Raw genomic sequence first — 4,782 nt, forward strand, 5'->3', positions numbered from 1 at the left:
CGGGTCCTCCACGTCGGCTTCCGCGTCGTCCGGGCCCTGTACGTAGCGCAGGACGCCCCACATGCCGTGCTCGTCGGCGTGTGGGGCGTCGTTCTTGCACCCCTGGAGTTCCTTGCCGAGGGTGTCGGCGTCGATGCCGGAGCCGATCAGCACGAGCTGGGTGAGACGGGCGTCCCCGGCGGCCCAGGGCTCCGGGTAGAAGCGCAGGAACCGGCCGACGGCGTGCACGGCATACCGGTTGAGCGGGTCGTACGGCCCGAAGTCGACGTAACCCTTGATCCGGTACAGCCCCTCGGGCCGGCTGTCCAGGAACCGCATGAGCCGGCGGGGCTCCAGCGGCACGTCGGAGGTGAAGGACAGGCTGTCGTAGCCGGTGTGCAGGTGCCCGGCGTGCTCGTGCTCGTCCTGCCCGGGCTCGTGCAGGTCGTCGAAGGACAGCTGCCCGATGCGCTCCTCGCTCGGCCGGCAGTCGAAGAGGAACTCGGGGTCGATACGGCCGTAGGTGGCGGGGACGACGGCGGCGCGGTCGGTGAGCGCGCGGACGAGCCCCAGGACCCGGTCGGCGTCGGCGGCGCGGTCGAGCTTGTTGACGACGACCAGGTCGGCGAGGGCGAGGTGCCGGTCGATCTCCGGGTGCTTGGCCCGTGTGTCGTCGAACTCGGCGGCGTCGACGACCTCGACCAGACCGCCGTAGACGATGCCCGGGTGCTCGCTGGCGAGCACCATCCGCACCAGTTCCTGCGGCTCGGCCAGCCCGCTGGCCTCGATGACGATCACATCGATGCCGGCGGCGGGCGCGGCGAGCCGGTCCAGGTAGAGGTCGAGTTCGCTCGCGTCGACGGCACAGCACAGGCAGCCGTTGCCGAGCGAGACGGTGGAGTCGCCGAGGGCGCCCGCGACGGCCATCGCGTCGATCTCGATGGCGCCGAAGTCGTTGACGATGGCCCCGATCCGGCTGCCTCCGCTGCGGTGCAGCAGATGGTTGAGGAGCGTGGTTTTCCCGGAGCCCAGGAAACCGGCGAGCACGACGACCGGGATCTGCTGCGGACTGCCGCTGTTTCCCAAGCTGTTCCCCAACGGGCGACCTTTCTGACGTACCAGCGCACACCGGCTCGCGTGCCGGTGTGCGGACGGGCATGGACTGCGCGTCCAGGATACGAGCGGCAGAAGAGCCGTCCCGGTGCTCGCCGGCCGCGAGGGCCGGCCTCCCCGGCGGCCGGCCGGGCGGCGGCTCACGTCATCCGGCGGACGGCACCGCCGCCTGCGGCTGGGGGCCCACGTACCGCGCCACCGGACGGATGATCTTCGGGTCGGCCGCCTGTTCCAGGATGTTGGCGCTCCAGCCCACCACGCGTGCCGCGGCGAAGGTGGGGGTGAACATCTCCCGGGGCAGGCCGCACAGTTCCATGACCACACCGGCGTAGAACTCGACGTTCGTGTGGAGTTCGCGGCCCGGCTTCAGCTCGGCGAGGATCGCCTCCACCCGGCGCTCGACCTCCACCGCGAAGTGCACCCGCGGACCGCCGAAGCCGAGGGCGATCTCCCGCAGCATGCGCGAGCGGGGGTCCTCCGTGCGGTAGACGGCGTGCCCGAAGCCCATGATCCGGTCTCCGGCGAGTACCCGTTCGCGGATCCAGGGGTCGATCCGGTCGGGCGTGCCGATCGCGTCGAGCGTGTCCAGGGCCCTGCTGGGCGCGCCGCCGTGCAAGGGGCCGGACAGGGCGCCGACGGCACCGGTCAGGCAGGCCGTCACATCGGCTCCGGTGGAGGCGATGACGCGTGCGGTGAAGGTTGACGCATTGAATCCGTGATCAATGGTGGAGATCATGTATTGCTCGACCGCACGGGCCCGCTGCGGATCGGGTTCCGAACCGGTCACCATGTACAGGTAGTTGGCCGCGTACGGAAGGTCCTCACGCGGCTCCACAGGCTCCAGGCCCCGGCCGAGCCGGTACAGCGCGGCGAGCAGGGTGGGTACGGCAGCACAGGCGGCCACGGTGTCGACGCGACGCCGGCCGGCGTCGATGTCGTACACCGGCCGGAAGCCCCGGGCGGCGCCGAGCAGGGACAGGGCCGTGCGCAGCCCCGCCAGCGGGCCGGAGAGCCGGCCGGCCCCGGCGATCGCCGGCAGGGCCTCGCGGACCTCCTCGGGCAGCCGGCGCAGCGCGGCGGTCTCGGCGGCGAAGGCGGCGGCGCGCCGGGCGTCCGGAAGCGTGCCGTGGACCAGGAGGTGCCAGACGTCCTCGAAGCTGCGGGTTCGGGCGAGGTCGACGGCCGAGTACTGGCGGTAGTGGTAGAAGCCCTCCCGGCCCCGGACGTCGCCGATCTCGGTCTCGGCGACGACGACGCCCGCGAGACCGCGCGGGGCGTCGATGAGCGGGGTGGCGGTCCTGTCGATGGCCATGGTTTCCCTCCCTGGACTTGATCCGACTGTCCATGCTTGACTCATTTCTTGTCAACGTTGATTGAGTCAATGCATGACCATCAACATGTGCAGAGGCGGCTACGGTGACCCCCATGCGCGATCACGACACCGCTCCGCACGGCCCCGGGCGCCGGCTGAGCACCAAGGAGACCGCCGAACTCCTCGGCGTGAAGCCCGAGACGGTCTACGCGTACGTGAGCCGCGGCCTGCTCAGCAGCAGACGTGAGCCCGGCGGCCGGGCCAGCACCTTCGAGGCCGGGGAGGTGGAGGCCCTCGCGCGCCGCAACCGGCGCGAGGCGGCCGGGACTCCGGGCTCGGGCGGGGACCTGTCGGTCCGCACCCGGATCACGCTGATCGGGCGCGACCGGTACTTCTACCGCGGCGCGGACGCCGTCGAACTGGCCACCCGCCACACCTACGAGGAGGTCGCCGAGTGGCTGTGGACCGGCCGGCTGACCCCCGGGGCGGCCTTCTCCGCGCCCGATACCACCGTCGAGGTCGCCCGCCGCGCCGTGGACGCCCTGTCCGAGCACGCCTCCCCCGTCGACCGGCTGCGGGTGGCGGCGATCGCCGCGGCGGCCGAGGACCCGCTGCGGTTCGACCTGTCCGAGGAGGCCGTGCTGAACACGGCGCGCACCCTCATTCCCACCCTCGTCGCCGCGCTGCCGCCGGCCGCGTACGAGCGCACGGACGACGGTCCGCTGGCCCACCGCCTCTGGTACCGGCTGACCGGCCGCCCGGCCGACGAGGCGTCGCTGCGCGTCCTGGACACCGCGCTGGCGCTGCTCGCCGACCACGACCTGGCCGCGTCCACGCTGGCGGTACGGGTCGCCGCCTCGGCCCGCGCGCACGCGTACGCGGCCGTCTCGGCCGGACTGGGCGTGCTGGAGGGCCCCCTGCACGGCGCCGCCAGCGGTGTGGCCCACCGGATGCTCCTGGACGTGCTCGACCAGGGCACGGCGGTCCCGGTGATCGCCGCGGAACTGCGCGCGGGGCGCCGCGTCCCCGGCCTCGGCCACCGGCTGTACGAGGGCGAGGACCCGCGCGCGCGGGTGCTGTTCGGCCTTCTGGAACAAGTCCCGCGCGCGGAGTCCGCGCTGCTCGCGGCCCGCGACATCGTCGCCACGACCGCCCGGCACACCCCGCTGCACGCCAACGTGGACCTGGCTCTGGCGGTGTTCACCGCGTCCGCCGGCATGCCGGCCGCGGCCGGCGAGACGATCTTCGCCGTGGCCCGGACCGCGGGCTGGATCGCCCACGCCCTGGAGGAGTACGGCGAGCGCCCGCTGCGCATGCGCCCCAGCGGCCACTACGTCGGTCCGCGCCCGCCGCAAACCCTCCCGGAGTAGGACACAGCCCGGGCCGGAAGTCGCCCCGCGCGGAGTCAGGTTAGGCTCACCTCTGTGAGTAGGTGTGCGACCGTCTCCCGGAGCCTTGACGAGCCGGTTTCCGGTACGGCGGCCACGGCGACGACGTGGCTGCTGCTGGAACAGCCCGGCCCGTGGGGCGCCAAGGCGCTGACATCCAGCCACCTGGAGCCCGCGCTGGGCCGGGCGCTGGAGGCCGCCGCCGACAAAACCGGCGTGCGTATCGCGCTCATCCGCCGCCCCGGGCGCCATGCCGACCCCGGCACGCCTCCGGTCCGGCAGGTGTACGCGGCCCACACCGTTCCGGGGCGCGTGTGGCTGCACGGTGCCACCACCCGCGATCCGCAGCGGCTGCTCGACCTGGACTTCGCCGGCCTCGGGGCCGGCGACCACCGTTCCTTCGGCGCGGTGCTCGGCGGACGGCCGCACGAGGGCGACCCGCTGGCCCTTGTGTGCACCAACGGCAAGCGCGACCGCTGCTGCGCCCTCCTGGGCCGCCCCCTGGCCACGGAGCTGGTCGCCTCCGGGGTGCACGGGGTCTGGGAGGTCACCCATCTGGGTGGACATCGGTTCGCGCCCACGGTGCTCGTCCTGCCGTACGGCTACGCCTACGGCCGCGCCGAGGCGCACACCGTCAAGGAGGCCCTGCACGGCGTCCAGGAGGGGCGTGTGGTCGTGGAGGGGTGCCGGGGGTGCTCCGCGTGGGAACGGCCCGGCCAGGCGGCGGAGCTGGCCGTCCGGTCGGCCGCGGACGAGTACCGGGCGGGCGTGCTGAGCGTCGTACGGACCGACGGCGCGGCTCCGCGGTGGGAGGTCACCGTCGGGCACGCCGACGGCCGCCGGTGGCGGGTCACCGTGGCGCAGGGGGCGTCGCTGCCGCCCCGCCCGGAGAGCTGTGGCGCGGCCGTGCTCGGGGCGCCCGCGCGGATGGACGTGGTCGAGGTCCGCGAGCTGAGGCCGACGGCGCTGGCCGGCTAGCCGGGCGCCCGC

Annotated in this window: 4 protein-coding genes; 2 read left to right on the plus strand and 2 right to left on the minus strand. The window is 73.8% G+C overall.

All coding sequences use genetic code 11. From position 1 onward, the window contains the following. The coding region (locus tag CCN44_RS07840) for a CobW family GTP-binding protein (RefSeq protein WP_086697210.1) at positions 1 to 1,077 on the minus strand (1,077 nt) is incomplete at its 3' end. Between the two features lie 160 nt (positions 1,078 to 1,237). Continuing rightward, entirely contained in the window at positions 1,238 to 2,404 is a 1,167-nt protein-coding gene (locus CCN44_RS07845) for a citrate synthase/methylcitrate synthase (protein WP_086697208.1), read from the minus strand. A gap of 113 nt (positions 2,405 to 2,517) precedes the next feature. Here CCN44_RS07845 and CCN44_RS07850 point away from each other — a divergent pair, with 113 nt between their 5' ends. Then, entirely contained in the window at positions 2,518 to 3,774 is a 1,257-nt protein-coding gene (locus CCN44_RS07850) for a citrate synthase (protein ID WP_208639731.1), read from the plus strand. Positions 3,775 to 3,828: 54 nt separating this feature from the next. Beyond that, positions 3,829 to 4,770, plus strand: coding sequence for a sucrase ferredoxin (locus CCN44_RS07855; RefSeq protein ID WP_059253024.1), 942 nt, complete (start codon positions 3,829 to 3,831; stop codon positions 4,768 to 4,770). Positions 4,771 to 4,782 lie beyond the last annotated feature (12 nt).

The sequence above is a fragment of the Streptomyces tricolor genome (assembly GCF_002155905.1).
GTDB classification, from domain to species: Bacteria; Actinomycetota; Actinomycetes; order Streptomycetales; family Streptomycetaceae; genus Streptomyces; species Streptomyces tricolor.

Coding starts and splice junctions, on each gene's coding strand:
- CCN44_RS07850 (WP_208639731.1), top strand. CDS start 2,518: ATGCGCGATCACGACACCGCTCCGCACGGCCCCGGGCGCCGGCTGAGC.
- CCN44_RS07845 (WP_086697208.1), bottom strand. CDS start 2,404: ATGGCCATCGACAGGACCGCCACCCCGCTCATCGACGCCCCGCGCGGT.